The organism is Streptomyces sp. NPDC006435 (assembly GCF_040612315.1).
Lineage (GTDB): Bacteria > Actinomycetota > Actinomycetes > Streptomycetales > Streptomycetaceae > Streptomyces.
On record NZ_JBEXPY010000076.1, the window covers coordinates 1 to 25,574 of the forward strand.

At 71.8% G+C, this 25,574-nt stretch carries 27 protein-coding genes and 1 pseudogene; 13 read left to right on the forward strand and 15 right to left on the reverse strand.

What is annotated here, in order from left to right:
* A pseudogene (locus ABZZ04_RS37425) lies at nucleotides 1–191 on the reverse strand (hypothetical protein); the annotation flags it as partial.
* Nucleotides 192–402: 211 nt separating this feature from the next.
* On the opposite strand from ABZZ04_RS37425, the gene ABZZ04_RS37430 reads away from it, so the two are divergent.
* Entirely contained in the window at nucleotides 403–969 is a 567-nt protein-coding gene (locus ABZZ04_RS37430; protein WP_356936706.1) for a DUF4291 domain-containing protein, read from the forward strand.
* A 101-nt stretch (nucleotides 970–1,070) separates the two neighbouring features.
* Here the strand turns inward: ABZZ04_RS37430 and ABZZ04_RS37435 are convergent, their stop codons facing one another.
* Complete coding sequence (locus ABZZ04_RS37435; protein WP_356936732.1) at nucleotides 1,071–2,090, reverse strand: phosphotransferase; 1,020 nt, start codon at nucleotides 2,088–2,090, stop codon at nucleotides 1,071–1,073.
* Nucleotides 2,091–2,183: 93 nt separating this feature from the next.
* Nucleotides 2,184–2,654, reverse strand: coding sequence for an NUDIX domain-containing protein (locus ABZZ04_RS37440; RefSeq protein ID WP_356936707.1), 471 nt, complete (start codon nucleotides 2,652–2,654; stop codon nucleotides 2,184–2,186).
* Nucleotides 2,655–2,835: 181 nt separating this feature from the next.
* On the opposite strand from ABZZ04_RS37440, the gene ABZZ04_RS37445 reads away from it, so the two are divergent.
* On the forward strand, nucleotides 2,836–3,780 hold the full coding sequence (locus tag ABZZ04_RS37445) for an aminoglycoside phosphotransferase family protein (protein WP_356936708.1): 945 nt from the start codon (nucleotides 2,836–2,838) through the stop codon (nucleotides 3,778–3,780).
* A 192-nt stretch (nucleotides 3,781–3,972) separates the two neighbouring features.
* On the opposite strand, the gene ABZZ04_RS37450 is transcribed toward ABZZ04_RS37445, so the two are convergent.
* From ABZZ04_RS37450 to ABZZ04_RS37460, 3 genes are all read right to left on the reverse strand, one after another.
* A complete protein-coding gene (locus ABZZ04_RS37450; RefSeq protein WP_356936709.1) occupies nucleotides 3,973–5,073 on the reverse strand; it encodes an MsnO8 family LLM class oxidoreductase in 1,101 nt (366 codons plus the stop codon).
* 182 nt (nucleotides 5,074–5,255) lie between these two features.
* Nucleotides 5,256–5,447: a DUF6381 family protein gene (locus ABZZ04_RS37455; RefSeq protein ID WP_356936710.1), complete on the reverse strand. Its 192-nt coding sequence runs from the start codon at nucleotides 5,445–5,447 to the stop codon at nucleotides 5,256–5,258.
* A gap of 23 nt (nucleotides 5,448–5,470) precedes the next feature.
* Nucleotides 5,471–5,929 (reverse strand): hypothetical protein, encoded by a 459-nt coding sequence (locus tag ABZZ04_RS37460; protein ID WP_356936711.1) that lies wholly within the window; start codon nucleotides 5,927–5,929, stop codon nucleotides 5,471–5,473.
* A 369-nt stretch (nucleotides 5,930–6,298) separates the two neighbouring features.
* Here ABZZ04_RS37460 and ABZZ04_RS37465 point away from each other — a divergent pair, with 369 nt between their 5' ends.
* The 5 genes from ABZZ04_RS37465 to ABZZ04_RS37485 all read left to right on the forward strand — a co-directional run bounded on the left by ABZZ04_RS37465 (nucleotide 6,299) and on the right by ABZZ04_RS37485 (nucleotide 11,571).
* Entirely contained in the window at nucleotides 6,299–7,384 is a 1,086-nt protein-coding gene (locus tag ABZZ04_RS37465; protein ID WP_356936712.1) for a tetratricopeptide repeat protein, read from the forward strand.
* Nucleotides 7,381–8,433, forward strand: coding sequence for a polyprenyl synthetase family protein (locus ABZZ04_RS37470; protein WP_356936713.1), 1,053 nt, complete (start codon nucleotides 7,381–7,383; stop codon nucleotides 8,431–8,433). The genes ABZZ04_RS37465 and ABZZ04_RS37470 overlap by 4 nt, the downstream gene beginning before the upstream one ends.
* A gap of 231 nt (nucleotides 8,434–8,664) precedes the next feature.
* Nucleotides 8,665–10,110, forward strand: coding sequence for a cytosine permease (locus tag ABZZ04_RS37475; protein WP_356936714.1), 1,446 nt, complete (start codon nucleotides 8,665–8,667; stop codon nucleotides 10,108–10,110).
* A 69-nt stretch (nucleotides 10,111–10,179) separates the two neighbouring features.
* Complete coding sequence (locus tag ABZZ04_RS37480; RefSeq protein ID WP_356936715.1) at nucleotides 10,180–11,265, forward strand: C45 family peptidase; 1,086 nt, start codon at nucleotides 10,180–10,182, stop codon at nucleotides 11,263–11,265.
* Between the two features lie 150 nt (nucleotides 11,266–11,415).
* Complete coding sequence (locus ABZZ04_RS37485; protein ID WP_356936716.1) at nucleotides 11,416–11,571, forward strand: hypothetical protein; 156 nt, start codon at nucleotides 11,416–11,418, stop codon at nucleotides 11,569–11,571.
* Nucleotides 11,572–11,685: 114 nt separating this feature from the next.
* Here the strand turns inward: ABZZ04_RS37485 and ABZZ04_RS37490 are convergent, their stop codons facing one another.
* Nucleotides 11,686–12,153: a hypothetical protein gene (locus ABZZ04_RS37490; RefSeq protein ID WP_356936717.1), complete on the reverse strand. Its 468-nt coding sequence runs from the start codon at nucleotides 12,151–12,153 to the stop codon at nucleotides 11,686–11,688.
* 315 nt (nucleotides 12,154–12,468) lie between these two features.
* On the opposite strand from ABZZ04_RS37490, the gene ABZZ04_RS37495 reads away from it, so the two are divergent.
* Nucleotides 12,469–14,082: a translation initiation factor 2 gene (locus tag ABZZ04_RS37495; protein ID WP_356936718.1), complete on the forward strand. Its 1,614-nt coding sequence runs from the start codon at nucleotides 12,469–12,471 to the stop codon at nucleotides 14,080–14,082.
* A gap of 73 nt (nucleotides 14,083–14,155) precedes the next feature.
* Nucleotides 14,156–14,773, forward strand: a complete 618-nt coding sequence (locus ABZZ04_RS37500; protein WP_356936719.1) for a hypothetical protein — start codon at nucleotides 14,156–14,158, stop codon at nucleotides 14,771–14,773.
* Between the two features lie 9 nt (nucleotides 14,774–14,782).
* Here the strand turns inward: ABZZ04_RS37500 and ABZZ04_RS37505 are convergent, their stop codons facing one another.
* A complete protein-coding gene (locus ABZZ04_RS37505; protein ID WP_356936720.1) occupies nucleotides 14,783–15,217 on the reverse strand; it encodes a hypothetical protein in 435 nt (144 codons plus the stop codon).
* Nucleotides 15,218–15,309: 92 nt separating this feature from the next.
* Here ABZZ04_RS37505 and ABZZ04_RS37510 point away from each other — a divergent pair, with 92 nt between their 5' ends.
* The 3 genes from ABZZ04_RS37510 (at nucleotide 15,310) to ABZZ04_RS37520 (ending at nucleotide 16,905) form a co-directional block, all read left to right on the forward strand.
* Nucleotides 15,310–15,447, forward strand: a complete 138-nt coding sequence (locus ABZZ04_RS37510; RefSeq protein ID WP_356936721.1) for a hypothetical protein — start codon at nucleotides 15,310–15,312, stop codon at nucleotides 15,445–15,447.
* A 71-nt stretch (nucleotides 15,448–15,518) separates the two neighbouring features.
* Nucleotides 15,519–16,124 carry a GNAT family N-acetyltransferase gene (locus ABZZ04_RS37515; protein ID WP_356936722.1) on the forward strand — a complete coding sequence of 202 codons (606 nt, stop codon included), beginning with the start codon at nucleotides 15,519–15,521 and terminating at the stop codon, nucleotides 16,122–16,124.
* A 223-nt stretch (nucleotides 16,125–16,347) separates the two neighbouring features.
* A complete protein-coding gene (locus ABZZ04_RS37520; protein ID WP_356936723.1) occupies nucleotides 16,348–16,905 on the forward strand; it encodes a histidine phosphatase family protein in 558 nt (185 codons plus the stop codon).
* 42 nt (nucleotides 16,906–16,947) lie between these two features.
* On the opposite strand, the gene ABZZ04_RS37525 is transcribed toward ABZZ04_RS37520, so the two are convergent.
* The 4 genes from ABZZ04_RS37525 to ABZZ04_RS37540 form a co-directional block, all read right to left on the reverse strand.
* The gene (locus ABZZ04_RS37525; RefSeq protein WP_356936724.1) at nucleotides 16,948–17,664 is read right to left on the reverse strand and encodes a methyltransferase domain-containing protein; all 717 of its coding nucleotides are present in this window, start codon (nucleotides 17,662–17,664) and stop codon (nucleotides 16,948–16,950) included.
* 64 nt (nucleotides 17,665–17,728) lie between these two features.
* Complete coding sequence (locus ABZZ04_RS37530; RefSeq protein WP_356936725.1) at nucleotides 17,729–18,379, reverse strand: hypothetical protein; 651 nt, start codon at nucleotides 18,377–18,379, stop codon at nucleotides 17,729–17,731.
* 124 nt (nucleotides 18,380–18,503) lie between these two features.
* The gene (locus ABZZ04_RS37535) at nucleotides 18,504–20,498 is read right to left on the reverse strand and encodes an NB-ARC domain-containing protein (RefSeq protein WP_356936726.1); all 1,995 of its coding nucleotides are present in this window, start codon (nucleotides 20,496–20,498) and stop codon (nucleotides 18,504–18,506) included.
* 191 nt (nucleotides 20,499–20,689) lie between these two features.
* On the reverse strand, nucleotides 20,690–20,857 hold the full coding sequence (locus ABZZ04_RS37540; RefSeq protein ID WP_356936727.1) for a hypothetical protein: 168 nt from the start codon (nucleotides 20,855–20,857) through the stop codon (nucleotides 20,690–20,692).
* A 271-nt stretch (nucleotides 20,858–21,128) separates the two neighbouring features.
* Between ABZZ04_RS37540 and ABZZ04_RS37545 the strand changes: the two genes are divergently transcribed.
* A complete protein-coding gene (locus ABZZ04_RS37545) occupies nucleotides 21,129–22,163 on the forward strand; it encodes a DUF4073 domain-containing protein (protein ID WP_356936728.1) in 1,035 nt (344 codons plus the stop codon).
* Between the two features lie 97 nt (nucleotides 22,164–22,260).
* On the opposite strand, the gene ABZZ04_RS37550 is transcribed toward ABZZ04_RS37545, so the two are convergent.
* The 3 genes from ABZZ04_RS37550 to ABZZ04_RS37560 all read right to left on the reverse strand — a co-directional run bounded on the left by ABZZ04_RS37550 (nucleotide 22,261) and on the right by ABZZ04_RS37560 (nucleotide 25,404).
* A complete protein-coding gene (locus ABZZ04_RS37550) occupies nucleotides 22,261–22,902 on the reverse strand; it encodes an SGNH/GDSL hydrolase family protein (RefSeq protein ID WP_356936729.1) in 642 nt (213 codons plus the stop codon).
* Between the two features lie 9 nt (nucleotides 22,903–22,911).
* Nucleotides 22,912–23,727 (reverse strand): TIM barrel protein, encoded by an 816-nt coding sequence (locus tag ABZZ04_RS37555; protein ID WP_356936730.1) that lies wholly within the window; start codon nucleotides 23,725–23,727, stop codon nucleotides 22,912–22,914.
* Nucleotides 23,728–23,970: 243 nt separating this feature from the next.
* Complete coding sequence (locus tag ABZZ04_RS37560; RefSeq protein ID WP_356936731.1) at nucleotides 23,971–25,404, reverse strand: polysaccharide lyase 6 family protein; 1,434 nt, start codon at nucleotides 25,402–25,404, stop codon at nucleotides 23,971–23,973.
* Nucleotides 25,405–25,574: the final 170 nt, after the last annotated feature.

Sequence of the window (25,574 nt, forward strand, 5' to 3'; positions counted from 1 at the left end):
ACCCACTCGGGCGCCACACCGGTCAACCGGGCACCGAGACCGGCGACGACCCCCGCACAACCGACAACCGCAGCCAAGTCCTCACTGGGCGACTCAGTACGCACCAGCTGCCCGATGTCGTCCAGCATCCGCGGCAGCCCGGCCTCCAGAGCGGTGACGATCCTCGTCGTCGGGTCTGTCGTACTCGCCATGATCACCTCCGAAGGAGCGGCACCCCGCCGCCACCGGAAAGGACGGTAGACGGCGCGAGGTGGGCCCGGTTGGTGGTGGCGCACGAAAATCCGGCCCTTCGTCGGTGCACCGCGCCGAAGACGTACGGCGGGTGCGGGGGGCACGAGGCTCGTCCGGCCGGGCCGGAAAACCTTTTGCGGGCCGTTCACATCTGCTGAAAGCGTGAAGTCCATGACCGCGCAGCACCAGATACGGGCCGACTACGACGCCCGGACGATCGTCGTCTACCAAGCCTACTCATCGGCGGTGGCCGATCCGGCCCTGCGGGCGAACCGGTTCGTGGCCCCGTTCTCGTTCAATCGGATGACCTGGATCAAGCCGTCGTTCCGGTGGCTCATGCACCGCAGCAACTGGGCGCAGAAGCCGGGGCAGGAACGCATCCTCGCGGTGCGGATCACCCGGGAGGGGTGGGAGGAGGCCCTGTCCCGCGCCGTGCTGACGACGTCCGATCCCGCCGCGGTCTCCCGGGCTCCCGTGCACGTCCAGTGGGATCCCGAGCGTTCGCTGCGGGGAGCCGCCCTGAACCACTACAGCATCCAGGTCGGGGTGGGGCGCGGGCTGATCCGTACGTTCGCCGAGGAGTGGGTCGTCGGTCTCACCGATGTGACTCCCCAGGTCCGCAAGATAGCGAAGCTCGGCCAGGGCGGCCGGGCGACGCAGGCCGCGCGGCTGCTGCCTCCCGAGCGGATCTACCCGGTGCCCCCGGCCGTCGCGAAGTCCCTGTGCATCGACGCCTGACCGCCCGCCGCCGCACGGGACGCACGGGGCGCACGGGCAACCCTCCCGTGCGTCCCGTGCGGCGGTTCGGCGAGGAGCCGCGACGACGGTCCGGCGCAGGGTCACGAGGGCGGTTCGGTGAAGAGTTCCATCAGCCAGCGCGCCCCCTCCGCGTCACCGGTCGTGCCGAGGCCGGCACCGACACCGGCGCCGGGGAAGAGGCGTCCCCAGGAACGTGCCCGGCCGATCGCCCCGAGCCGCCACGCCGGACCCACCGCACGCCGCAGCCCGGCGGCGGTGCGCCCGTCGCCCGTCCACGGCTCCAGGTAGGCGTCCCGCAGCCGTGGCAGCACGTCGGGGCCGAATCGCTCGCGAGCCGACCGGGTGGCCACCAGGAGGCTGCAGAAGGGGTGGCCGACGACCGCGTCGCCCCAGTCGAAGAAGGTGTGGCGGCCGGTCCCGGTGCCGAAGAGCTGGCCGTCGTGGAGGTCGCAGTGGTCGAGCGTGTCGGCGATGCCCGTGTCCGCGAGCTCCTCGCACCACTCCACGAACCGGGGCCGCAGCCCGCGCAGTTTCCCGCGGTCGGCGGGGTCGAGCGCGGTGTTCTCCTCGACGGCCCGGTCGAAGAGGGCGGGGAGCGCGGCCGTGTGCGCGGTGGGGACGCCGAGCCGTTCGATCTCCCCGGCGTACGGGACCAGCGCGCGCTGCATCGTGGCGTACTGGCGCAGCGGCTCCTCCCAGGCGCGCGGGTCGGCGGCGGGGCGGGCCGCGTCGAGCGCGTCGCGGAAGAGCGTGCCGCCGTCCGGGAGCAGGGACCATCCCCGGCCCGTGTCGACGGCGAGCGGCCGCAGCGCGTGCTCGGGCACCCAGCGGGACAGCGCTTCGGTCAGCCCGGCCTCGAAGGAACTGGCGGGCGGGTTGGCCTTGAACCAGACGGTGCCGCCGTCCGCGACGGGTATCCGTACCAGCACGGACCACGGCCGCAGCCGCACCTTCCACGGCCCGGCCCGGTGCAGCCCGTGCGCGGCGAGCCCCCGCCCGGCCCAGTCGAGGGCCGCCTCCCGCCACGTCTTCCGCTCCCAGGGCGTCACCGCGTCCGGGTACCGTCCCCGGTCCACGGTCATCTGCTCGTCGCTGTCCATCACCCCATCCCACTGCTCCGTCACCGATTCCTCATCCGGTTTTCCGGCCCGGCGCACGGCGGCACGTGCGCCGCTCCTGCGCCCCGGCCCTCCTTACACCCCTTGCACCCCTTGCATCCTTTGCGCCTCCTGCGCCCCTTCCGCGCCGATCATGCCCAGTCCGTCGATCGCCGCGGGCGACAGCTGCGACCGCGCCAGGTCCGCCAACGGCAGCCAGGCGACGGCGGAGGTGGAGTCGTCGGTCCTGGTGACCGCGAGCGCGCCGGGTGCGAGCTCGACCCGGTAGAAGAGCCCCACGAGGTGCCAGTGCACTCCGAGCCGGTGGGCGGTGTAGGACCGGGCATCCACCAGCCGGGCCTCCCGCAGTCCGAGGCCGGTCTCCTCGTACAGCTCACGGGCCAGCGTCTGCTCCGGCTGCTCGCCCGGATCGATCCCGCCGCCCGGCAGATGCCACAGTCCGGGCAGGAACACCGGGGAACTCTCCGAGAGTTGTGTCAGCAGCAGCCGGTCCTCCGTGACGGCCACCGCATAGGCCGAGACGCGTGATCGTATGTCATTTCCCATGTGTACTCCCCCAGGACGCAATGCCCGCCCATGCCCCGATGCCCGGCTCCGCCCGGGCCGTACGGGACAACCTATCGATCATGGACCGGGGCCAGGACCGTAACCGGGCAGGGCCCCGGCCCGTACGGCTGCTCCCGCACCCGTGATCACAACATCCGAACCGGACGAAGGAGAGACCTCCGTGAGCACCAACACCTCCGGCCCCATCCGTGTGCCCGACGCCTTCGCCGCGTGCTACACCCGGCACAGCGGCGCCTCCGGCCGTGCATGGATCGCCGCGCTGCCCGATCTGGCCGGGGAGTTCCTGGACCGCTGGGCATTGCGGCCGGACGGTCCCCCGGACCACGGCATGGCCTCCCTCGTGCTGCCGGTGATCCGTGCGGACGGTACGCCCGCGGTGCTGAAGCTCCAGCAGGTCACCGAGGACAACGCCGGGGCCGCGTCGGGTCTGCGCGTGTGGAACGGTGACGGGGTGGTGCACCTGCTCGACCACGACGCGGACAGCGGCACCATGCTGCTGGAGCGGCTGGACGCGAGCCGGCCGCTGTCGTCGGTGGCCGACGACACGACCGCCATGCGCATCCTGGCCGATCTGCTGGCCCGGCTGGTCGCGGTGCCCGCGCCGCCGGACATCCGGCGGCTGGCCGATGTCGCCGCGGCCATGCTGGACGAGACACCCCGCGCGGTGCCCGGACTGCGTGACCCGGCCGAGCAACGGCTGGTGCGCACCTGCGCGTCCGCGGTGGCCGAACTCGTCGGCGAGTCCGGTGACCGTCTGCTGCACTGGGACCTGCACTACGACAACATCCTCGCCGCCGAACGGGAGCCCTGGCTGGCCATCGATCCCGAACCCCTGGCCGGCGATCCCGGTTTCGAGCTGCTGCCCGCGCTGACCAACCGCTGGGCGGAAGCGGTGGCGACCGGCGACGTGACGCGCACGGTGCTCCACCGCTTCGACCTGCTGACCGAGACGCTCGGACTGGACCGGGAACGGGCGGTCGGCTGGACGCTGGGCCGGGTCCTGCAGAACGCGCTGTGGGACATCGAGGACGGCGAAACCGCTCTGGACCCGGCCCAGGTCACCATCGCCACGGGCCTGTTGGACCGGTCGGCACGGAAACACTGACACGCCTCGGGCGCCGGGCCGCGGGGCCGGGTCCTCTTCGCACCGGTTCGGTGAACACCGTTCCCCGCACCGCCCTCGGCACCGCGCGGTGGGGCGGGGGGCGCCGCGTGTGAGCCGGCCCCGACGGAATCGGCCGCGCGGTGCGCACGCTCCCCGCACGCGGCCACCCGGCCACCCGGCCGCGCGGCACCGTCAGGACAGCGCGGCCGAGGCTCCTCCGTGCATGATCGGCGCTCCCCCGTGCCCGGCCGGCACTTCCCCGTGCGTGATCGGCACGGCTCCGTGCGGGGTCAGGCGCGCGATCCGGGCCAGCCGGCGCAGCGAGTCCACCAGCGCCGCCCGGTCGTACGTGCTGGTCGTGACGAGGACCTCGTCGGCGCCGGTCTCCTCGATGGCCGTTTCGAGACCGGCGGCGACCTCGTCCTCCGTGCCCTGGAGGTGGCCGCTCAGCCCGTCCTCGTAGAAGCGGCGCTCCTTCTCCGTCATGGTTCTCGTCTCGATCCGGTCGGGCGGGCCGAGCGGCGGGAAGACTCCATGGGTGCGGGAGTGCGCCATGGACCACGCCTCCGGCATCAGCAGCCGCCGGGCCTCCCGCGCGTTCCCGGCGACCGCGACGGTGCCCGCGACGACCACGTACGGTTCCGCCGCCCGGGCGGAGGGGCGGAAGTCCCGCCGGTAGCGTTCGACGGCGCGCAGCAGTTTCTCCCGGCCTCGCAGGTCACCGATCACCAGCGGCAGCCCGGCCGTCGCCGCGATGCCGGCGCCCTCCCCGGTGGCCAGCACGAACGGGGGTATGCGCAGCCCCTCGGCGGGGCGGGCGTGGACCTGCGGATGGGCCTGCTGCGTACCGTCCAGCCAGCCGAGCAGTTCGGCAAGCTGTGCCGCGAAGTCGTCGGCGGCCGGCCGGTCGCTGCCCAGCGCCCTGCGGATGCCGTCGGTGAAGCCGAGCGAGCGGCCGATGCCCATGTCGATCCGGCCGGGGAACAGGGACTCCAGTACGCCGAACTGCTCGGCCACCACCATGGGCCGGTGGTTGGGGAGCATCACCCCGCCCGTCCCGACCCGGATGGTGGAGGTCGCCGCCGCGACGGCCGCGGCCAGCACGGTCGGCGCGGAACCGGCGACGCCCGGCACGCCGTGGTGCTCGGACACCCAGAACCGGTGGTACCCGAGCGCCTCGGCCTCCGCGGCGAGGCGCACGGTGTCACGCAGTGCCTCGGGGCCGTCGTGCCCCTCACGGGTGCGGGAGCGGTCGAGCACGGAAAACCGGGTGGATGCGATCACGGAACTCACACCCTTGTGCAACACCCGCGCGGCGCCAGGATTCCCCGGCCCCCACTTTCCCGCTTCCCGTTCCCCGTTTCCCCTGCCTTCCTTCCGCCCTTCCGCCCTTCCGCCCTTCCGTCCTTCCGTCCTTCCCCGTCCTCCGCCGTCCTCCGCCGGGGTCCTCGGCTCAGGAGCTGTGCCGTCCGGCCTCATTCCATGGGATAGATGTCCCCGCTCGCCATCCCGCTCACCTGCTCGCTCTCCGATTCGAGCATGCGGGCCTTGTCCTCCAGGCGCCGGCGTTCCTTGGGGTCGGCGGCCCGCTCGGCCTCGCCCTTCAGGTCCTTCGCCTTGGCACGCAGTTGCCGTACACGGCCGCGGAGTTCGTCCGACTCGCTCATGATCACTCCTTGAGTGGGTTTCCTCAGCCCCGGCACCGGTGCCGTCGGCACCGAAAAGCGCCCGGGGCCGCGGAACGGGCTTTCGCACCCAGGAAGCCGAGCCCGATGCCCAGCATCCAGAAGTCCTTGGCCAGGGGGGTGCCGTTCTGGGTGGGCCGCAGACTGCCCGGTTCCCGCATTCCGGGAACCCGCAGGTACAGTCCGACCAGGCCCCCGGCGAACCCCGTCAGCACCAGCCCCGCCGACCGCGTCGGCACGAAGGGGGTGAGCAGGGTGCCACCGACCGCGATCTCCGACCAGGCGAGCAGCCGGGTGAACCGTTCGGGCTCGATCCGCTGCAGGAACGGGTAGGCGACACAGGCCATGCCATGCAGGCTCTGCGCCGTCTCCGCGTCGGCCTTCAGTTTGCCCAGGCCGGAGTTGAGGACGAACGCGCCGATGGCGAGGCGAGGGGGCACGTCACGCGGTTCGATTGTCGTCATGGGAGCCTCCGTCCCTCTGGTACCGGGCCCCTCGTCGAGCTTATCCAGTGGGCGCGATCGGCGCTCCGCAAGGAGCCCCCGGCCCTGGCGGGGACACCCGCCGCCCGGCCGGGCGGCGCGCCGGAACCCGCGCCGGGACGCCGGGCCGTCGCCCTCCCGTACCGGTGGTGTCGACTTCTGTTGCTCGCCGAGCAACCCGGGGCCCACGTACGTCGTCTTGATCCACAGCAAGGCGGTTCGCCGCGAGTGACAGGTCATGTCAAACCCCCACGAGTGCCCGGGTCAGTACACCAGGAAGCTATACACCGAATGTATACACATCGCGTATAGCTGTTCCGGTTCCGCCCCGGCCACGCGCGAAAGGCTCCCATGCACAGCAAGGCACTGGCGCCCGAGTACCAAGGCGCCCTCACGAAGATGTCGGTGAACTCCTCCCTCACGGACGTACTGGCTGAAGGCGTACGGCACTTGAAGGAGGCCGAACGCTCCGGATCCGGCGGGGAAGTGGCCCGGTGCAATCTCGCCGTGGCCGAGGCGCACCGCAGGCTCGGCAATGTGACGGAGGCCGACCTGGCATGGAAGGCCAGTTACCGGGCCGCGCGCTCGGCCGAGGATCTCGGGGCAATGGCCTGGGCGTTGTGGAGCGGCGGGACGCTGGCCCGCCAGCGCGGCGAACTCAGGCTGGCGTTCCGCCTGTTGGGCCTCGCGGCCGACATGGGCAAACGCGGCGGGGACGTCGTCGCCCGCGGCTACTCGCTCGCGGGCCTCGCGGAGACCGGGCGGATCCAGGGCGATTACCGAACCGTCGCCGCCCTGCACGAACAACTGCTGGCGGAGGCACGCGCACGCGGCGAGGCGCGCCACACCGTGTGGGCCCTGGAGGGCATCGCGCAGATCCACCGCAACACGGGCTCGCTCGACACCGCCCTGGCCATGTTCGAGGAGGCGGCCGAACTCGCGGGCAACGCCGACGACCGGCGCGGCCGGGCGTGGGCGCTGCGCGGCATCGCCGACATCGTCTCCCTGCGGGACGATCCGGAGCGCGCGCTGACCCTGCTCTCGGAGGCCGAACTCACTTGCCGGGAAATGAAGTTGTCCAGCGCGCTCGCCTACAACCACAAGATGCGCGCCAATGTCCTCTTCCGCGCCCGCCGGTACGAGGAGGCGCGCGCGATGTACGAGGAGGCGCTCGCGGAGTTCCGGGACATGACCGAGCCCCGGGGCGAGGCGCTGGCCCGGCTCGGCCTGGTCAAGTCGCTCGCACGGCTGGGCCGGGACCGCGACGACACCGCGAAGGACCTGGACGAGTTGCGCCGCACCCTGGACCGGATAGGCCTGCTCAACGCCCGGGAGATGGTGGACAAGGCGTACGCCGAACTCGGGGTGGCACCGGCCGGTGACGGCACGGACGGGGAGACCGGTGACGGCACGGACGGGGAGAGCGGACGCCGATGACGCCCTCGTCAGTGACCCGGCGGGCCACCCCGCCCGAGGTGCTCGCCCGCTGCCGCGACCTCGTGCGCCCGGAACTCGTCCGGGCGGTGCGGCATCTGCACCCGTGGCACGCCGAGATGGCCGCCTTCTCCCTCGGCTGGAACGCGACGGACGGCACCCCCGTACCGGGCTCGCAGGGCAAGGGACTGCGCCAGGCCCTCGCACTGCTCGGCGCCGAGGCGGCCGGGGCACCGGCCCGGGAAGGGGTCGTCGGCGCCGTCGCCGTGGAACTGATCCACGTCTTCTCCCTCATCCACGACGACATCATGGACGGCGACGAGACCCGCAGACAGCGGGCCACCGCGTGGAAGGCGTACGGGACGGGCCCGGCGGTCCTCGCGGGCGACGCGCTCTTCGCCGCGGCGGTGCAGACCCTGGCCGAGGCACCCGGGCCGCACGGCGCGGCGGCGGTGCGGCTGCTGGCCGGGACCCTGACCGACCTGGTGCGCGGCCAGGCCGACGACCTGCTCTTCGAGTCCCGTCCCTGGACCGGGCCGGAGGCGGTGCGGCCGCACGAGTACCGGTGGATGGCCGAGCACAAGACGGGGGCGCTGCTGGGTTGCGCGGCGGGGCTGGGCGCCGTGCTAGTCGGGGCCCCCGCCACGACCGTGGAGGCGCTGACCCGCGCGGGACGGCACCTCGGGGTGGCGTTCCAGGCGGTGGACGACCTCCTCGGGACCTGGGGGGACCCCGAGGTCACGGGCAAGCCCGTGCACAACGATCTGCGACGGCTGAAGAAGACGTACCCCGTCCTCGCGGCCCTGGCCACGGACCACCCCGCCGCCCGGCGGCTCGCGGCACTGCTCGGCACCGGAATCCCGCTCGACGACACCACCGCCCGGCGGGCGGCCGAACTCGTCGAGGAGGCGGGCGGTCGCCACGCCGCGCTGACCGAGGCCCAGCAACAGTTGGAACAGGCCCGCCGGAGCCTGGAGAGCGCTCCGCTCGCCCCGGTCGCGCTCGGCGAGATCCTCGGGCTGCTCCCGTTCGTCGTCGACCGCACCGGGTGACCGGGGCGCCGCACCCTGCGCAACACGCCCCCGGGTCCCACCGCCCCCTCCCCGCCCCTCGCTCCGGCGCTTTCATCGCGCACGGGGCGAGGGGCGGGCGTTCTCGCACGTCAGCCGGTCGGAGCCTGCCGGATCGATGCCCCATGAACCCTTGACGACATGCCGCCGATGCTATTGAGTGTGCGACCAATAGACAAGTACGTGGGTACCGCCCACCACGCGGAGGCGCGCATGACTTCCACGGCCCCCGGCCCACGGACGGCTGTCCCGGATCTTCGCCCGACGTCCGAGCAGGCCGGACGCATCGAGGCCCACGGCATCGACCACGTTCCCGAGCGGGAACGCCACGGCCGTCCCCGGGAGCTGTTCTCGGTCTGGGCCGCGGCGAACGTCAACTACCTGTGCCTGGTCGTGGGCGGCGCCCTGGTCCTCATGGGGCTGACCCTTCCGCAAACATTCGCCGTGATCGTGGTGGGCAACCTGTTCTGGGCCCTCGTCGGGCTCCTGGCCGTCTCCGGCCCCGCGTCGGGCACGCCGAGTTCGGTGATCACACGGACGATGTACGGCATCCGCGGCAACCGGGTGAACACCGCGATCACCGGCTGGGCCATCTGCCTCTGCTACGTCTCCCTGAACCTGTCCGCGGCCGCGATCGCCGCCTTCTCCCTCCTGCGGAAGGCCGGGATCGAGCCGGACACCGGTGTCAAGATCGCGACGGTGGCGGCCATCGCCGCGTCCACCCTGGCCATCAGCGTCTACGGCCACGCCACGATCCTGAAGCTGTACCCTCCGATCACCCTGGCCCTGGTGGCGGTCTTCGCCGTCGTCGGCGTCGGCGTCCTGCGGCACGCCCACTGGGACTACACGCCCGCCGACCCGCTCCACGGCGGCCCCTTGTGGGCGGCCCTCCTCGGTGGCTTCGCCCTCGTCGCCTCGGGCCCGCTGTCGTTCAACAACGGTGCCGACTTCGCCCGCTACCTGCCGCCCACCACGTCCCCGAAGCGGGTCGCGGGCTGGACGGCGCTCGGCGGCTTCGTCCCGAGCGTCGTGGTCACCGCGCTGGGCACACTGGCCGGCACCGCGATCGACATGACCGACCCGCAGACCGCGCTCGAAAGCGTCCTGCCCGGCTGGTTCACACCGGTCTTCCTGGTCTCGCTCGTCGTGGGCGCCGTCGCGATCAACGCCATGACCACCTACAGCTCGGGGCTCGCCCTCCAGGCCGCGGGCATCAGGATCCGCCGCTCCCTCGGCGTCGTGGTGTACGGACTCGTCGCCGTGGCGCTCACCCTGTACGCGCTGCTCGTGTCCGACTTCCTCGACACCGTCAGCAACGTCCTCCAGCTCACCGTCGTCCTGCTCGGCCCCGGCATGGCCGTCTACGCCACCGACATCCTGCTGCGCCGCAACCGCTACGACGGCCCCGCGCTCACGGACGAGACCCCGGGCAGCACGTACTGGTACACCGGAGGCGTCAACCGGGCCGGGGTCGCCGCCCTGGTCACCGGCACCGCGGCCGCCGTCCTGTGCGTGAGCACCGAGCTGTACACGGGGCCGCTGGCCCGCGCCGTGGGCGGAGTCGACCTGGCCCTCCCGGTCGGCATGCTGATCGCCGCCGCCGTCTACGCGGTCCTCATGCGCCGCCACCTCCCCTCCCCCGTCTCCCGGGCGCACTGACCGTCCCTGCTTCCCCGGCCCCGAGGGCCGGGCACGACATCACCCGACACCAGACCTCACGAGGAAGAGATGAACACCGAACGACAGCACATCCGCGTGGACGCGACCGACCCGTTCGCACGCGGCAGGCAGCGGGGCGAGCAGCTCCGGGACACCCTCACCGGCGGCCTGGAGACCTACGACCGGCTCTTCCGTCTCGCGCGCCTCACCGAGGACAGGGTCCGCGAGGACGCGCTGCGCACCGCGGACGCGGTCGGCGCGTTCCGGCCGCGACTGCGCGAGGAGCTGGACGGGGTCGCCGCCGGTGCCGGGGTGGAGCCGTGGCGGATCGCCGCCCTCAACGCGCGTACGGAGATCCTCGCGCAGAGCCGGACGGGGCGGCCCGGCGAGTGCTCGACCATCGCCCGGTGCCTCGGGGCGGACACGGCGGCCACGCGCACCTTCGGCGTGCAGACCTGGGACTGGCACGTGGAGCTCGCGCCGCACTGGCACACGCACGAGGTACGGGGCGGACGCCACGACGTGGTCGGGATCACCGAGCACGGGATCCTGGGCAAGATCGGCGTCAACAGCGCCGGGCTCGCCCTGCACTTCAACATTCTCGGGCACCGCGAGGACGGTGTGGGCGGCGTCCCCGTCCACCTCCTCGCCGCCACCGTGCTGGAGGAGGCCGCGTCGATCGCGGAAGCGCTGGAGACCGTCCGCTCCGCCCCCGTCACCGCCTCCAGCTCCTTCACCCTCTTCGACCTGGCGACGGCCGTCACCACCGACATCACCCCGGTGGGCGTGTTCGTGATCGAGCCGACCGACGGCATCCTCATCCGGACCAACCACTTCCTGAGCCCGGTGCCCCGCGCGGCCGAGAAGACCGAGCTCTACCAGCCCGACTCCGGAGACCGCCACGCCCTGGTGGCATCCCGTTTCGCCCGGGCCCCGAAGCCGCAGCCGCAGGACCCGGACGAACTGCTGGAGTTCCTCGTCTCGGGTCCGGGAGAGCCGCAGCTGTGCTGCGTGCCCGACATGGCGCTCCCCCTCGGCCAGCGCTGGGCAACACTCGCCACGGTCATGCTCGACCCCGGCAGCCGTACGGCACATGTCGTCGACGGTTCGCCGCTGGACGCCCGTGTCCGGCCCCGGCGCACACTGACGGCCTGACGCACCGGCGTGGCGGCGGGCCCGGACGCAGGACCGCCCACCGCCCGCCGCTCATCGCGCACCGCTCGCCCTGTCGGGCGAAGCGATAGGCTCGATCTGTAGGCACCACGCGCCGTGCAGGCACGCGTCCCGATCTCGGAGGCGGCCATCATGATCAAGGATGTCGAGTACTCGACCCCCTCGCAGGCCGAGGGCGAGCGGCTGGACGAGGACAGGGATCCGGCGGAGGAACGGCACCCCGCCACCACCCGCACCCAGCCGTCCCAGGCGGAGGGTGAGCGCCGGGCGGAGGACGAGGAGAGCTGACGAAACAGGGTCCACACGCGGTGGGCGGCCCCGGGCCGCCCACCGGGGGCGTCCAACTCCCTTCGGCGCGGCCCGGATTCCGCACGTCGCGGCGGAGGCGGCCACCACGGGTCGTCACCGGACCGGGGACGGTTCGCTCAGCACCTCCCGCGCGGCAGTGACGAAATCCTCCTTCGCGCTCAGGAGACTGTCCGGCGATTCGTGGCGGCGCAGCCGGTCGACGACGTTCCGCGCGGCGGCGGCGACCTCCGCCGGCCCCTCCAGGACGACCTCGCCCAGGGCGCTTTCCAGAAGGGCGTCGTCGTCACCCCTGCCCCTCCCGGTCCGCTCGGTCCGGATCCTCTCCTCCGCCACGCCGAGGAACCGCACATAGGTCTGGCGCCGAAGGTCCGACAGCCGAACGGCCGCCTGCTCCCGGAGCGTCATCCGCACCGTTTCGAGCAACGCGTCGGCCTGCCGGTCACCGGCCTGACGCGCGGCTTCGGCCTGCCGGAATCCCGCGCTGCGGGTGAACCAGCCGGTGGCGACGCCACCCGTGATCGCGGACCCCGCGGCGATCAGCGCGATTCCCAATTCGCTCATTCCGCCATCCTCCCCGCCGTCCGCCGGTGCCCGCACCGGGGTTGTCGAATGTGCGTCACGGATCACGCCCGGAGCCCCTCCCCAGCGACGCGGTACGATCGGACCGCGTCGCCGAACGGCGTGGAGCAACCACCCCCGATCTGCGGAAACCCCGGACATGACCAGCAACTCCCCACTACGATGGACGCTTGGGGCGACGGGCGACGGGCGACGGGCGACGGGCGACGGGCGACGGGCGACGGGCGACGGGCGACGGGCGACGGGCGACGGGCGACGGGCGACGGGCGGGTCGTGCTTCTCGCGGCTCGGTCCGCGGTGGCTCTGTACCGCCTCCTCGACGCGCTTCCGGCCCTCGCCGGCGATGACCGCATCACCCGCCTGTTCACCCTGGTGCCCGGTTCCGAATTCGATGTCGACGCGCTGTCCGTGATCGACGCCGTCGGTGGGCGGACGATCCCCTGGGACGATGCCTGCCGGCGCACGTACGACCTGGTTCTCGCCGCGAGCCCCAAGGGCGAACTGGGGCTGCTGCGCGGCAGCCACGTACTGCTCCCGCACGGCGCCGGGTTCAACAAGTCGATCGCGACCGAGGGTTCGGCCGATTCGGCATCCGGGCTGGACCCGGAGTTCCTGATGCCGGCCGACAACGCGCCGCCGACCGCCCTGCACGCTCTCGCCCACCCCGACCAGGTCGCCCGGCTGGCCGCGGCGAGTCCGCGGGCCGCGGACCGGGCGAAGGTCGTCGGCGACCCCACCCTGGAGCGCGTCCTCGCCTCGCTGTCCCTCCGCGACCGCTACCGGACGGCGCTCGGCACCGGGGCCCGCAAGCTGATCGTCCTCACCTCGACCTGGGGTCCGGAGTCACTGCTGCACCGGCGCCCCGGGCTCCCTGCCGAGCTGGCCGCCCATCTGCCGCACGACGAATACCAGTTGGCGCTGATCGTGCACCCCAACGAACACAGCCTCCTCGGCAACCACGAACTGGCCGAGCGACTGTCACCGGCTCTCGACGCGGGCATGGTGCTCGCGAGGCCGCACGAGGAATGGGCCTCCGTGCTGATCGCCGCCGACGCCCTCGTCACCGACCACGGCTCGACGGCGCTGTACTTCTGCGCGGCCCGTGACCGCCCGGTGGTCAACGTCCACCGGGGCGGCACCGAACTGATCCCCGGCAGCCCGATGGATGAACTCCTGCGCCAGGTACCGGAGTTGGGACCGGCAGAAACGGTAAGGAAGACGCTGGAAGCGTACCGGCCGGGCACCGGGAGCAGGGCCGCCCGAGCCGCGTTCGCCGGTCGGGGAGAGGCGTTGGGACTCCTGCGGACCGAGTTGTACGCGATCCTCGGCCTCGCTCCGCCGGTCCACCGCGTGCCGCCTCGGCTGCTGCCGTCCCCGGCACCCGCCTCCCGCATGCCCGCGGCGTTCGACGTGCGTGCCGAGATCTCGGCGGACAGCGTCCGGATCGATCGGCGCCCCGCCGGTACCGGCCCGCCCGGACACCACCTGGCGGTGGAACACGGCGCCGCCGGGGAGCGGTTCGCCCGCTCGGCCGGTCTGCTCTACCGCCGTCCGGGCCCGCCGTCCTCCACCCCGCAGGACATGGCGTGGAGCGCCGCCGGCTGGGCCCGGCACGCCCTCTCCGAGTACCCCGGCTGCCGCTCGGCCGCGGCCGTCGTCTCCCCGGACCTGTGCGTGCTCGCGGTCCGCGGCGACGAACGCGTCCACGCCGTCCGCGTCGAACCCCGGTACGCGGACGGCCGCATCATCCGCGTCGACCCGGCCGCCGCACTGTCCGCCGTCCACGCATGGCGTTCCACCCGGCCGGGCGAACCCCTCGCCCCGGCCGTCCTGACCTGCGTCGTCGGTGACCACGCCCATCACGTCAGCCTCTCCCCGGCCACGGACGAGGAAGCCGGGCAAGAGATCTAGGGGTTTCTTCCGGGTCATGTTCCGAGGAGAGCAATGCCTGGTCCGGTGGAGGCCGACCCGGCATCATCACGACATGGGCAAGGACATCCAGGGCTTCATCGAGTGCCACCGCGACTATCGAGACCATGGGGCGGAATCGTTCTGGCACGCCGCCATCGACCTGAACCATCTGAAGGTGCCCAGGAACTACGACGCCTTCGGCTCGCTGTTCGGCGTCTGCGACAACGAGCAGTTCGTACCGGTGGCTTCTGTCCGTGGACTGCCTGCCAACGCGTCGAACCGCGTCCGCGACGGCCATGGGACGACGGCCGGGCGAAGCGCGAGCTGGGTCAGCTGGGCAGAGCTCAAGCGGGTCGACTGGGATGAGGAGTCCGCCCGGCCCGATGCCTACATCCGCGAGTACTGCCGTGATCCGCAGGGCGACTGGCAGTTGCTCCAGCGGCACTACTCCGCTCCTCAGCGATTCGTCGACCTCTGCGGACAGCCGGCTCACATGGCGGTCCGGCCCAGCGAGTACTTCCCGGAAGGCTCCCAGTGGATCGATGGAGACCAGATGTTCCGTGTTGACCGCCTCAGGCGCCGCGACACCGTACCCGACGAGGAGTGGGGCCCTGTCTGGACCGTCATGCGCACCCTGGCCGAACTGCACGGTGACGGCGAGGTCAGGCTGGTCGTCTGGTTCGACGACTGACCAACGAATTCAGTCGGCAGCTCTGGTGTTCGGTCCGGGGCCTTCCATTCCGAGCGACCCGATGAAATAGCGCATGTGCTCAGGTGCACAGGCGACCACGAAGTCGAAGCTCCCATCACGACACTCGGCGATGTTCCAGAAGGAACGGATGATCCGGGGATCCGATCGAGCCCGCCTGCGGATCTGGCGTATCTCGATGTGTTCGGCCGGCAGAACACGACGCGCGAGCGTCTTCACCTCGGTGGGCGATACGTGCAGAGCAGTCCTGGAGGCCGCAAGGAAGACCATGACCGGACTGCAATACGGGCGGTCGCCGAGGACACATGCCTCGAAGAGGACCTCACCGCCCTCGGCGAAGGCACGAGCCTGAGCCCTTGCCCGCCGTTTCCCAGCGAAATCGGGGGCCAAGAGGCCCCCCACCATGTCGATCAGGAACTCGATCACCTGGGCACCCACTCCCGGTTCGCGATGCACACCCCCCGCACACCGATGAATTATCCTCGGGCTCGGCATCGGCATCGGCATCGGCATCGGCAATGGTGTTCGAGCTGGTCGAATCGGCCCAGGAACGTTGGCGGGCGCTCACCGGAGCTTCCCTCGGCGCCCTGGTCCGCTCCGGCGCCCGGTTCGAGAAGGGTGTCCTGATCGACGAGCACACGGGGATCGCGGCGTGAATGTATGCCCGTCCGCGCAGGCGAATGGAAAGCAGTTGCCGCACGCCGGGCGGGATGCTCGAATCGCCGCCGTGGACATCTACTTGGAAACCGGAAGGATGACGCTGCGCCGCTTCACCGGGGCGGACGTCGATGCCCTGGCCGCCTTGCACGGCCACCCCGACGTCATGCGGCAGATCGACGACGGTCGCCCGGTGCCCAGGGAAGTCGTCGAGCAGCAGCAGCTTCCGCGGATCCTCCGCGAGTACGCCGACCTTCCGAGCGGTCAGGGCTGCTTCGCCGCGGAGGAGAAGTCATCCGGGGCGTTCTTGGGGTGGTTCTCGCTGCGGCCCGCAACCAGCGTCGGCCTGAACGGCGGAACGGAGCTGGGATATCGGATGCTGCCGTCCGTCTGGGGCCTGGGCCATGCGACCGAAGGCGCGCGGGCACTGGTGCACCACGCGTTCACCGAGCTGGCGGTGGACCGGATCGTGGCCACCACGATGACGGTCAACACTGCCTCGAGGCGGGTCATGGAGAAGGCCGGCCTGTCCTTGATCCGCACCTTCTTCGAGGAGTGGCCCGAGCCGATCGAGGGAGCCGAGCACGGCGATGTGGAGTACGCGGTCACACGCGAGACCTGGTCCCGGCAGCACGGCGGCCGGCAGCAGCCGAAGCCGCACATCCACAAGTCTTGACAATTGCCCAAAGCAGAAGCCTCAGCAGATCGTGCGCCGGGGCAAGCCCGACCGCCTGCCGACGACCTGCCACCGCGCCCACGGCGTGATCTGCTTCCACGGCCACGGCTGCCCACTCCGTCGGCGACGACCGCCGCCGCAAGGGCACCGTCAACACCCTGGCCGCGCTGAAAGCGGGAAGGGCATCCGCCGGGGCGGACGCCCTCTCCCGGACGGCCTGACCATGAACGGGGCAAAGATGCCGATCCGGCTCGTCTACGAGACCCACGCCACCACCACCGACAACGAGGCGGGGATCGCCACCGGTTGGCTGCCGGGCGCCCTCTCGTCGGCCGGCCGCCGACAGGCCCGGGAACTCGGTGACCGCCGCCGCAACGACGGCATCACGGCGGTTTTCACCTCCGACCTGCACCGCGCCGTGGACACCGCGCGGATCGCCTTCGCAGGCACCGCAGTGCCGGTCCATCAGGACCGCCGCCTGCGGGAATGCGACTACGGACACCTCAACGGCCGTCCGCAGGCGGCACTCGCCCCGCTGCGGGGCCGGCACATCGACGAGCCCTTCCCCGGCGGGCAGAGCTACCGCGAGGTTCTGGCCGCCACCGAGGACTTCCTCAGCGACCTGGCCGCCCGGTGGGACGGCAGCCGCATTCTGCTGATCGCCCACTCGGCCAACCGATGGGCCCTGGACTGCCTGCTCACCGGCGCCGACCTCGAAGACCTCGTCCGGGCACCGGCCCGCTGGCGGCCCGGATGGGAGTACACCGTCCCACCGAACTGACCCGCCACGAACACAACCCCGCAGACGTTCCCGGTCGGAGCACTAAGGTGTGTTCGGTGTGCGGGCCTCGTCGCGTTCTTCCCGTGGCGCCGTCCAGGCCATCGCCAGGGCGAAGCCGAGGTCGTCGAACCGGGCCCCGGGGAAGACGCTCCCGTACAACTCGCGGAACTGCTCGCGTGACAGGTAGCGGTCGCTGAGGAGATGTGCCAGCCACGGACGGCTGTGCCAGAAGCGCAGTTGGAACCACGCGTCGCGAAGCCCCACACGGTGGATCTCGCCGGGGAAGTTCCACAGCGCGGGCCAGGTGTACGCCTTGCGGGGCGGTGTCGGGTACAGGTCGCACACGTTGTCGATCAGTGCGACGGTACCGCCGGGCCGCACGAGTCCCTTCACATGCTCCAGGCCCGCACGGTAGTCCTCCAGGTGGTGGAACATGGTGTGGCTGTAGACCAGGTCGAAGCCCGCCGCGTCCTCCAGGTCCAGCAGGTCCTTCACCACGTAGCGCACGTTGGGCCGGGCCCTCCTGGCCCGGGCGATCTCGATCAGGGGGCGGCTCAGGTCCAGGCCGACGACTTCCTCGAAACCGTCCGCCAGCGCCTCGACCGCGTGCCCCGAGCCGCAGCCCACGTCCAGGGCGCGTCCGCCCGTCGTGCCGAGTCCGCGCAGCCAGGCGGTGTTCTGTCCCGGGAGCAGGCTCACGAAACGGTCGTAGTCGAGGGCGAACCGGTCGAAGGACTGTGGATCCGTTGTCTTCGTCATGTCTCTCCTCCTACACTGCACGGGCTCGGCGGGATTCTCCCCCGATGAGCCGTCGTCCCCGTTCTCACCAGGTGTCGCAGTACTGGATGTGCAGGCGGGCGGGTACGTTTCCGCGGGTCCGTGCCTCCGTCCACGGGCCGGAGCTGAGCTCGACGCAGCAGTGCCCGGGGCCCGGGTGGCGGTGCATGTGCGCCGGGGCCTGTTCGGTGAGGTCGCGCAGGGCCGCGCCGTGCTCGCGGAACGCGGTGGGGCTCCCCACGACGAAGAGGGTGTGCGCGGCGATGTCGAATCCGAGGTGGTCGCGGTACGTCCGGTGGTACCACCGCTGGTGGTCGATGGCTGCCCCGTCGGGGAAGTCCCGGTCCGGCGTGGCTGTCGTGTGCGCCCTGCCGGTGCCGAGCCGTGCCCGTACCCGCTTCCAGGAGGCGGTCGGGAACTGCAGGCTGTGGTGGGCCAGGACCAGGTCCAACGAGACCGGCACCCCGTCGCCGATGGCGTCCCCGGGGGCCGGATTGGACCGGATTGGCAGGTACACCAGCGACCGGGCCGAACGGGCGGCCAGCGACCACATGGCGGTGAGCCCGGTGACGCCCTCCCGGTCGGCGTACATCGACAGCCAGTGGTGGTCGTCGCGCAGGGCCAGTCGTGCCGGGGCCGGGGCGAGCCGGACCACCCGGACCTCGCTGTCGCCTGTCCGGACCCTGTGTATGCGCACCCGCTGTTCCACACGCCTCCTCGGGCCCGTTGCCCACCGCACTTCGGGCACGACTTCACGGTTCCGGGCCCCTCGAACCCGCCGGGCCCTCGAAGCGGGGCACCGGCGGGACGTGGCCCTTCTTCTAGTCCAGTCCGTTGTGCCGTCGGATGGTTTCCGCCTCCGTGCGGTATCCGTCGGCCGCCCCGGTACTGCCTTCCGCGTCGGCCAGTTCGGCGAGCGCGGCGAGGACGCGGACCTGCTCGGAGTCGGAACCCCTGCGGCGTGCCCCGTCCAGCGCCTGCTCGTACAGCGGACGGGCTTCCCCGGCACGGCCGAGGCGGAGCAGGACGCCGCCCAGCGCGAATCCGGTGCGGGCGATCAGCCTGGCGCGGTTCTGCTCGGTGGCCCCGGCGTACGCCTCGGACAACAGGCGGGCCGCCTGTTCCAGGTCACCGAGTGCCGCGTGGGCCTCGCCCATCCGGTAGGTCTGGAGCATGGCTCCGTAGTGGTTCTCGATCGACAGATGAACCTCGCGGGACCGGGCGAAGTCGGCCACCGCGGCCGTCCAGTCGCCCCGCACGGAGCTGAGCGTGCCGCGGAACTCCAGTGTCGAGGCACGGAGTTTGGAGTCCTTCTTGCCGTCCCCCAGCAGGTGGAGGGCGGCGAACGCGCTGTCGAGTTCGCGCCCGGCGTCGTCCGGCTTCCCCGACTCCCAGAAGGAACGGGCGAGTTGGCACCGCATGCGGACCAGCCAGGCCGCGTTCCCGGACCGGGCGGCGGAGTTCGCCCCGAGTCGGAAGACCTCGGACACGTCGGTCCGGTGGGGGTGGTCCAGCGCGTACGTCCACACGGGCTCGCACAGGGCCACGGCCTCCGCGTCCATTCCCCGCGCATGGGCCAGCCGCACGCACGCGAACAACGCGTGCCGTTCCGTGCGCAGCCAGCGCGTCGCGCGCTCGGACTGCTTGTCCCCGGTCCCCGCCGGGTCCTCCAGAGGGACGTCCGGGGCACCGGGAACGGAGCCCTGGGTGTCCGCGACGATCAGGCGCGGGCCCGCCGCGAGTCTGTCGGCCCGTTGGGCCTGCCGTACGAACCAGCGCAGCACCCGTACCTGCGCCTCGGCCGCCTCGCCCCCGGTCTCGTGCTCGCGGGCCCGGCGCCGGGCATGTGCGTGCAGCGGCCCCGGCAGCCGCATCCGGCCCTCCTCCTCCGGCCGCACCACCCGCAGTTCCAGTAACCCTGCCGTGGCCAGTTCCTCCAGCGCGTCCTGGCACGTCTCCGGCCCCAGCCCCGACAGCGCGGTGGCGGACTCCCGGGTGAACGCCGTGCCGGGGTGGAGGGGCAGCAGCCGGTAGAGCAGGGCCGCCGACGGGGAAAGGTTCCGGTAGGTCGTGTCCCAGATGTCCTCCACCCCGGAAACCCCCTTCTCGTCCAGTTCGGCCCGCAGTTCCTCGATGAGCCGGGGAAGCGGTCGCAACGGGTGCGCGCGCAACCAGCGGCCCGCGACGTGCAGGGCGGCGGGCAGGCCGTCGCACAGCCGCACCACCGTCCGCACCGCCTCCGCGTCGGTGGCCAGTCGTCGGTCCCGGACGATCAGTTCGAGCAGTTCCATCGCCGCCGGGTCCTTCAGCGGCGGCAGCACCAGGTCGACGGCGGCGCCGTCCGCCAGGTCGTACAGCGGGCCGTGGCTCGCCACGATCACCACGCTGTCGCCCGACGACGGAAGCAGTGGCACGACCTCCGAGGCGTACCGCGCGTTGTCCACGACGATCAGCAGTCGGCTGTCGAAGGTCTTGTTCCAGTACTGCCTGCACCGCGCCTTGAACTGGCGTGCCAGCGAGTCCGGTTCCACACCGAGGGAGTCCAGCAGCTGCGCGAGCGCGTCACCGGGATCCGTCTCGCCACCCACCCGGAAGTCGTCCAGGTCGACCGACAGCACCCCGTCCGGGAAGCGGTCGCTCAGTTTCCGGGCGATCAGATAGGCCAGTTCCGTCTTGCCCAGACCTCCCGGTCCGCTCAGCGACAGCACCAGCGGCCTGGACCGGCCCTGCCACTCCTCCACCGCGCGGAAGGCCCGTTCCTTCTCCTCCTCCCGGTTGACGAAGTGCATCGGCTCCGGCGGCAGTTCCACCCTCATTCAGGCTCCGCTCCCCTGTCCGTACCCGGCTCGTGTCCAAGGACTCGCCGCTCCCTGGACCTCGCACTCTAAAGGGTTTCACGCACCCGGCCGACGCTTTCACCGGGGCGGCGTGCCACCCCTCCCCGCCACGCGGGGCGCCGGATGCGGCCTGGACGGCCCCGCCCCGGTCCTCCCCCGGCAACGAGTGCTCAGGCAGCACACCGCGAGCACGGCACGAGGCCCAACCGCTGCGCCTCCTCCTCCGGCACGGCTGCCCACTTGTCGCAGGTGTCGCGCTTGCCGGTCAGCGCCGGGCACTCGCCGTGGATGTGGTAGGCGGTGCGGTGGATGCCTTCGCGGTACATGACTATCCGCATGCTCTGCAGTCCTCTCCATCGGCAGCGCGACCAACGTACCCCTTCCGGATCCATGTCCAGCAGGGCGTGTGCCCGTCACCGCTCACCGCGACGGGGGCTCGCCCGCGCGGTCGGCCGCGGCACCCGGCGCCGCACGCCCGAAGGGCATTCATTCGGCCATCGGACCGTACAGTTCAGGTCATGGACATCCACGGTACGCCGAGGGGCAACCCCTGTCGGTGACACTCCCCGCGTCCCATCCGACGGGGGTGCGCAGACGAAGGAAGTACCGATGGATCGCAGATCGTTCATGGCCACGACGGGCAGCGCGTCGCTGGTGGGCGGGGCTCTCGCCGCCGGTGCCGGGCTCGCGGCCCCCTCGGCCGAGGCCGCGCCGCGCCGGCCCGACCGGGGCCGGACCGTCCGGTTCAACATCATCAGTGACATCCAGGGCGATCTGGCCGACTTCGGCAGGGCCCTGGACGATCTGCACCGCATCAACCCCAACAGCGCCGGTCTCGGCATCGCCGGTGACATCACCCCGCGCGGTTACGACTTCGAGTACGCGGCGGTCCGGCAGACCCTGGAGCGCCACCCGCACCCCAGGAACGTGGCGTGGGCCATCGGCAACCACGAGTTCTACGTGCCGAAGTACAGCGATCCCAACACGCTCGCGGAGGCCACCTGGCCCAACGGCACGACGGAGGACTCCCTCTTCCGCAGCTTCTACAACTTCGCGGGCCGCAACAAGGTCTACTCGGAGACGTCGTTCGGCGGTGTGCCCGTGCTCAGCCTGGGCACCGAGCGCTACTCCCACTACCACGACGCGAAGCTGTGGGACGAGGTGTGGATCAGCGACGCGCAGTTCGCCTGGCTGGAGGACCGTCTCGCGTACTGGGCCCGTCGCCGCAGGCCCGTCATGGTGCTGACCCACCACCCGCTGCCCAACACGGTGTCGGGCACCCACAACAAGCTCTACCTCAACGACTACCTCCAGCCCGACCGGCTGCTGTCGATCCTCGGGCGGCACAAGGACGTGTTCCTCTTCTCGGGGCACACCCACTGGGATCTCAACCTGTCCGACTGGGTGGTGCGCCGCGTCGTTCCCGGCACCGGCAACCTGGAGGGCTTCACCGTGGTGAACACCTCGGCCGTGCAGGTCGGTTGGATGGATGACGGCAAGGGCGGCGAGGTCTCCCTCGGCGGCGCCTTCAACCAGGGCCTCCAGGTCGAGGTCGGGGCGCACTCCGTCGTCATCAAGGCCCGTGACTTCACCACGGGCACCTGGCTCAAGCAGCTGACGGTGCCGCTGCACACCGGTTCCTGACCCGGTGACGGGACCGCCCGGCGGGCGGTCCCGTCACGAGGAGCGCCGCGGCACGAGGAGCGTCATGTGCCGCGGCGCTCCTCGTGCCGTGCCGGTGTCAGGGGTTCGACGGGGCGGAGTCGACCTCGGCGAACCAGGCGTCGGCGATCAGCCGGTGGCCGAGGGGGGTCGGGTGGACCCCGTCCGGGGCCAGTTCCGCCGCGCTGCTGTCCTCGGCGGCGCGGGGCAGCACGAGGTCCGCGCGGACCACCAGGGCGTTGTGGGCGAGCGCGGTGCGCAGGACGGCGTCGGTGCGGGGGGCCAGGTCCTCGAACCACTCCTCCTGCCCGGGGGTGACGGGGAGCAGGAAGGGGGTGATGACGACCAGCCGTGCGGACAGTCCGCGTTCCGTCTCCGTGAGCAGCCGGTCGAGGCATGCCTCGAACTCGTCGACCGGACTGAGGAGTTCCTGGTCGTAGCGCCGCCAGGTGTCGTTGATGCCGATCTTGACCGTGACCACGGTGGGCCGGTGGTCGATGACGTCGGTGGTCCAGCGGGGTTCGAGGTCGTACACCCGGTGGCCGCTGATGCCCCGGTTGATGACGGCGGGGACCGGTCCGGTGCCCGCCCGGTCGCGCAGGGTCCGCGCGATCCCGTGGACGTATCCGTCGCCGAGCGACGCCGGGTCCGTGCGGTCGCGGCCCGAGTCGGTGATGGAGTCACCGATGAACAGGAGTGTGTCCTTCTCCGTGATGCGCATGTCTGTCGTCTACCGTCCTGGCGTCGGGGTGTTGGGATGGGAAGCGTTCGTCCGTGCCGCGGCACCGGGCCGGTGGGCCGCCACGCGTCGCAGTGTGGTGGTCTCGCGCGCCAGTACGGCGGGGTCGCCGCCGGGCACGAACTCCAGGAGCGCCTGTGGCCGTGCGCCCCGCTGGTGCAGCAGGTCGAAGACCCCGGTCCACAGGTCCTCGCGCTCGGCCAGCTCCAGGCGGTGGTTGCCCGGCCACCACGAGAAGACGTGCACCGCACAGACCCGGTCGACGAGTGCGGCGAGCCCGGCCAGTGCCTCGTCGTCGGGGGCGTCGAGCGGTGGCTGCCAGTAGGTGCGGAGGTTGTCCGCGCCCACCTCGTCCAGCAGCCGGACCGTCGAGGCGACGGTGTCGGTGAGGGTGTTCGAGTGGAACTCCAGCCCGAGTTCCAGTCCGTGGTCCGCGGCGATCCGGGCCGCCTCCCGCAGACAGGCCGTGGTGTCCCGTCGTTCCTGCGGGGTGGCCGCGTCCGATCCGGTGCCGCCCGCCCACACCCGTATCCGTGGTGCGCCGAGGAGGGCGGCGGCGCGGACGATCGCCGGGAAGTCGTCCGTCTCGCCGGGGGTCGCGCGGTGGTACGAGCCGTACGAGCAGCAGGTGAGCCCGTACCGCTCGGAGGCGTCGCGGACGGCGCGGACCGTGTCGGGCTCCGTCCAGGGGGCGTGCACGTCCGCTCCCCACTCGACCAGGTCGAGCCCGGCTTCCGCGGCGCGGCGCGCGACCTCGTCGGCGGGCAGTTGCCGGAAGGTGACCGAGCACAGCCCCAGCCCGCTCATCGGACCACCCGGCCGGATCGGGACGCGACGCGTCGCACCGGGCTGCTTCTTCTCATGGTCACTGCTTCCCTTTTGCCTTTCCGTGCCCGCCCCGCGGCGGTTGTTCCATGATCCCGCACGGCTCGCCGGCCGGGGCCGTGCGGCGTCGGGTTCCCGGTCGTCCGGGAAGGGGAGATGGCCCGCCCCCGAGCGGGCCGCCTCGCCGGTGTTCCGGTCACCCGTTCCGGGTCGTCCCGGGTCCGCTCACGCCGCGTTCGGTCCCACGTCGGCGGTGGTGAGGGGGTGGCGCAGGGCGGGCTGTGTCGCGTACTCGTCGGCGCCGATGTCCCGGGTGCTGCCGCGCTGGTCGCCGTCGATGTCGTCGGCCACGGTCGTGCCGGTCAGGGTGGCCGCGCCGATCGCCGGGCTGCCCGCCGACAGCCGGAACACCCCGTCCGGGCCCGCCACCAGCTTCGGGTCGGCCCGGGTGAAGCCGCCGGCCGGGATGTTGCCGTTGGCGGCCGCGCCCCACAGCATGTTGGTCTTCCAGGTGAAGTTGGTGGTCGTCCCCATCTCGACGAGGCTGCCGGTGCTGCCGACGAGCAGGTTGTCGGCGATGACGACGTCCCGGGGTTCGTACGTCCGGTTGGTCTCGCCCGAGAGCATCCCGGCGTTGTCGACCAGGGTGTTGTGCGCGATGACCGCGCGGTCGCAGGCGTCGTTGCCGCGCCGTTCCTCCTGCGTCTCGCCCGAGTTGTGGTCGCGGGTGGTTCCGCTGCCGACGACCAGGGCCCGCTTGGACAGCCCGGCGAGGTAGTTGTTGACGACCACGTGGTCGTTGCCGTAGAGCCGTACGCCCTCCTCGCCGCCGATCAGGTAGTTGCCCTCCACCCGGGAGCGGTTGCCGTGGCGCAGCACGATCCCGCCGCGGCTGTCGCGGATGGTGTTGTACCGGATGGTGTTGTCGGAGGACTTCACCGAGATGGCCTCGGGGTCGCCGTTGGCGCGCTCGAACAGGTTGTACTCCACGACCGCGTTCGCGGCGGACAGTGCCCGTCCGCTGACGCCGAGGCGGACGCACTCGCCGCCGTTGTCCCCGGAGAAGCTGTGGTCGGAGAAGTGGTTCCGGAAGATGTGGACGTTCTGGGCCATGTCGTCGGTCGAGTCCGGACCGTCGACGATCAGGAAGATGCCCGTGGTGGTCTTGTTGTGGAAGTGGTTGCGGTCGACCTTCGTGTCGTTCGCCCGTACGACGACCCAGTACGGGTCACCAGTGTCCACGTGCTGGAAGTCGTTGCGGGTCAGCCGGATCGAGGAGCAGCTCTCCGGGATCTCCAGCGTGGTGCTCTGCCGGAAGGAGAAGCCGCTGATGACGATGTTGCTCGAATTAGCGAGGACGAAGCCGCGTTCGCCGCGCAGGACCGCGCCGCCTCGGCTCTTGGACACGATGGTGATGGGCGCCGCACTGGTGCCGTTCTTGCCGGAGATGTTGATCGCGCCGCCGGCCGGAACGGTGTAGGTGCCGTCGGCCACGATGATCCGGTCGCCGGGGGCGGCGCCGTTGATCGCGTTCTGGAGCTCGGCCAGGGTGCTGACGGGTTTGTCGGCCGCCGAGGCGTCGACCGACATCGAGGTGCCGAGGGGTACGGCGGCGAGGGCCGCCACCGCGGTGCCCCTGAGGAATGTGCGTCGTTGCATGGTGCCTCCTGTAGCGAGAAGGACGTGACCGGGCCGATCCGTACAGCCCCCGCGGCTGGACGTGCCGGATGACCGGGGTGGGGCGGCCGGTCCGGACCGGCCGCCCCCCCAACCGCCGTGCGACGAGGGCCAATGGGGCGAACGCGGCCGGGGTAACACGCATGTTACAG

Excerpts from the sequence above, each read along its gene's own strand:
- ABZZ04_RS37485 (WP_356936716.1), top strand. The coding sequence starts at position 11,416 with ATGATCAAGGATGTCGAGTACTCGACCCCCTCGCAGGCCGAGGGCGAG.
- ABZZ04_RS37440 (WP_356936707.1), bottom strand. The coding sequence starts at position 2,654 with ATGGGAAATGACATACGATCACGCGTCTCGGCCTATGCGGTGGCCGTC.
- ABZZ04_RS37470 (WP_356936713.1), top strand. The coding sequence starts at position 7,381 with ATGACGCCCTCGTCAGTGACCCGGCGGGCCACCCCGCCCGAGGTGCTC.
- ABZZ04_RS37500 (WP_356936719.1), top strand. The coding sequence starts at position 14,156 with ATGGGCAAGGACATCCAGGGCTTCATCGAGTGCCACCGCGACTATCGA.
- ABZZ04_RS37510 (WP_356936721.1), top strand. The coding sequence starts at position 15,310 with ATGGTGTTCGAGCTGGTCGAATCGGCCCAGGAACGTTGGCGGGCGCTC.
- ABZZ04_RS37465 (WP_356936712.1), top strand. The coding sequence starts at position 6,299 with ATGCACAGCAAGGCACTGGCGCCCGAGTACCAAGGCGCCCTCACGAAG.
- ABZZ04_RS37535 (WP_356936726.1), bottom strand. The coding sequence starts at position 20,498 with ATGAGGGTGGAACTGCCGCCGGAGCCGATGCACTTCGTCAACCGGGAG.
- ABZZ04_RS37550 (WP_356936729.1), bottom strand. The coding sequence starts at position 22,902 with ATGCGCATCACGGAGAAGGACACACTCCTGTTCATCGGTGACTCCATC.
- ABZZ04_RS37480 (WP_356936715.1), top strand. The coding sequence starts at position 10,180 with ATGAACACCGAACGACAGCACATCCGCGTGGACGCGACCGACCCGTTC.
- ABZZ04_RS37545 (WP_356936728.1), top strand. The coding sequence starts at position 21,129 with ATGGATCGCAGATCGTTCATGGCCACGACGGGCAGCGCGTCGCTGGTG.
- ABZZ04_RS37475 (WP_356936714.1), top strand. The coding sequence starts at position 8,665 with ATGACTTCCACGGCCCCCGGCCCACGGACGGCTGTCCCGGATCTTCGC.
- ABZZ04_RS37455 (WP_356936710.1), bottom strand. The coding sequence starts at position 5,447 with ATGAGCGAGTCGGACGAACTCCGCGGCCGTGTACGGCAACTGCGTGCC.
- ABZZ04_RS37435 (WP_356936732.1), bottom strand. The coding sequence starts at position 2,090 with ATGGACAGCGACGAGCAGATGACCGTGGACCGGGGACGGTACCCGGAC.
- ABZZ04_RS37490 (WP_356936717.1), bottom strand. The coding sequence starts at position 12,153 with ATGAGCGAATTGGGAATCGCGCTGATCGCCGCGGGGTCCGCGATCACG.
- ABZZ04_RS37460 (WP_356936711.1), bottom strand. The coding sequence starts at position 5,929 with ATGACGACAATCGAACCGCGTGACGTGCCCCCTCGCCTCGCCATCGGC.
- ABZZ04_RS37555 (WP_356936730.1), bottom strand. The coding sequence starts at position 23,727 with ATGAGCGGGCTGGGGCTGTGCTCGGTCACCTTCCGGCAACTGCCCGCC.
- ABZZ04_RS37430 (WP_356936706.1), top strand. The coding sequence starts at position 403 with ATGACCGCGCAGCACCAGATACGGGCCGACTACGACGCCCGGACGATC.
- ABZZ04_RS37560 (WP_356936731.1), bottom strand. The coding sequence starts at position 25,404 with ATGCAACGACGCACATTCCTCAGGGGCACCGCGGTGGCGGCCCTCGCC.
- ABZZ04_RS37525 (WP_356936724.1), bottom strand. The coding sequence starts at position 17,664 with ATGACGAAGACAACGGATCCACAGTCCTTCGACCGGTTCGCCCTCGAC.
- ABZZ04_RS37520 (WP_356936723.1), top strand. The coding sequence starts at position 16,348 with ATGAACGGGGCAAAGATGCCGATCCGGCTCGTCTACGAGACCCACGCC.
- ABZZ04_RS37540 (WP_356936727.1), bottom strand. The coding sequence starts at position 20,857 with ATGCGGATAGTCATGTACCGCGAAGGCATCCACCGCACCGCCTACCAC.